The organism is Thiolapillus sp., assembly GCF_048562965.1.
Lineage (GTDB): Bacteria > Pseudomonadota > Gammaproteobacteria > Chromatiales > Chromatiaceae > Thiolapillus > Thiolapillus brandeum_A.
Map to the genome: position 1 here is coordinate 1 of NZ_JBHNMF010000881.1, position 1,185 is coordinate 1,185.

The following is a 1,185-nucleotide window of genomic DNA, read 5'->3' on the forward strand; positions in this document are numbered from 1 at the left end:
CCTCCACCATGTGCTGCAGCACATCGGCAATGCCAGGACGGTTGAGGACATTGAAGCCCTGCTACCCTGGAACACGCCTGTCAAAAAAATGCAATAGGGCTGATTGTTTGGCGCTTACTTTACAACGCCGTGACCCTGGGCGTGCTGGCGGACGCGGGGCTGAAACGCTGGGTACCTGCCGTGGAGCTGGACAAAGACACCCTGGCCGCCATCGGCCAGGAAGCCCCGGAGCAGGTGGAAACTGAGCTGTTCGCCTGGGGCCGCATGCCCCTGGCCATGTCAGCCCGCTGCTATACCGCCCGGGCCTACGACCTGCCCAAGGATGATTGCCAGTACCGCTGTCTGGATCATGCCGACGGCCTGACACTGCGCACCCGCGAGGGCGAGCCTTTTCTGGCCATCAACGGCATTCAGGCCCAGTTTGCCATGACCTGCAACCTGCTGCCCGAAATCAAGGCCATGGACGGACTGGGCATCGATGTTTTGCGTATCAGTCCCCAGGCGCAGCATACGGACCGCATCGTGCAGGCTTTTGCAGAGGAACTGCAGGGCGGCAGCAATTCGCCCGACCTGCAACGCCTCATGCCTGTGGGTGGCTACGATGGCTACTGGCACGGTGAAGCAGGGATGCGCCGGCATACCGTTTGAACTGTGCGGCAGGCTCATCTGCGCCGCAGGTAAGGCTCGCAACTCAGGTCTGAACAATGGACAGCCCGCAAAGCGCTGATGCTCCCGTCAAAGTAAACAAAGATGGGTAAGCCGTCAGCGCCAATGGTCAGTGAGGTTTCACCGGGCTGGCCGCCAATGACTGCGCTGTCATTGATTGAATCCGAACCTCGGCCTACGGCAGGTTGACAAAAACACTCCTCTTTCACGTGCCCTTCTGCTTTTTATGCAGCAATTGTTCAGATGATTTTCCTTTCTAGAGTTTAGCAGGCTGTTGAAAAACACCCAAATCTGAGAAAATATCACTAAGAATTGAACGAGAAGCAAAAGTACCATGCGTGGTCCCGATATTCATCAAGATACGTTATTCAGCACGGTAAGTCCTGCAGACCGGGTGCCTAAGGAAGCTCTGATCGAATCAGTGATTTTCGTATTTCAATGCAAATCGGCTGTTTTTTGAAATATGAATGGGGATTATCTGTAGATTCTCCCTTGTTTGCCGCATTCCAGGCGCAATGA

Annotated in this window: 1 protein-coding gene; it reads left to right on the top strand. The window is 55.4% G+C overall.

What is annotated here, in order from left to right:
• Nucleotides 1-129 precede the first annotated feature (129 nt).
• Nucleotides 130-648: a U32 family peptidase gene (locus ACOCD2_RS20860; protein ID WP_293649845.1), complete on the top strand. Its 519-nt coding sequence runs from the start codon at nucleotides 130-132 to the stop codon at nucleotides 646-648.
• The last annotated feature ends 537 nt before the right edge of the window (nucleotides 649-1,185 follow it).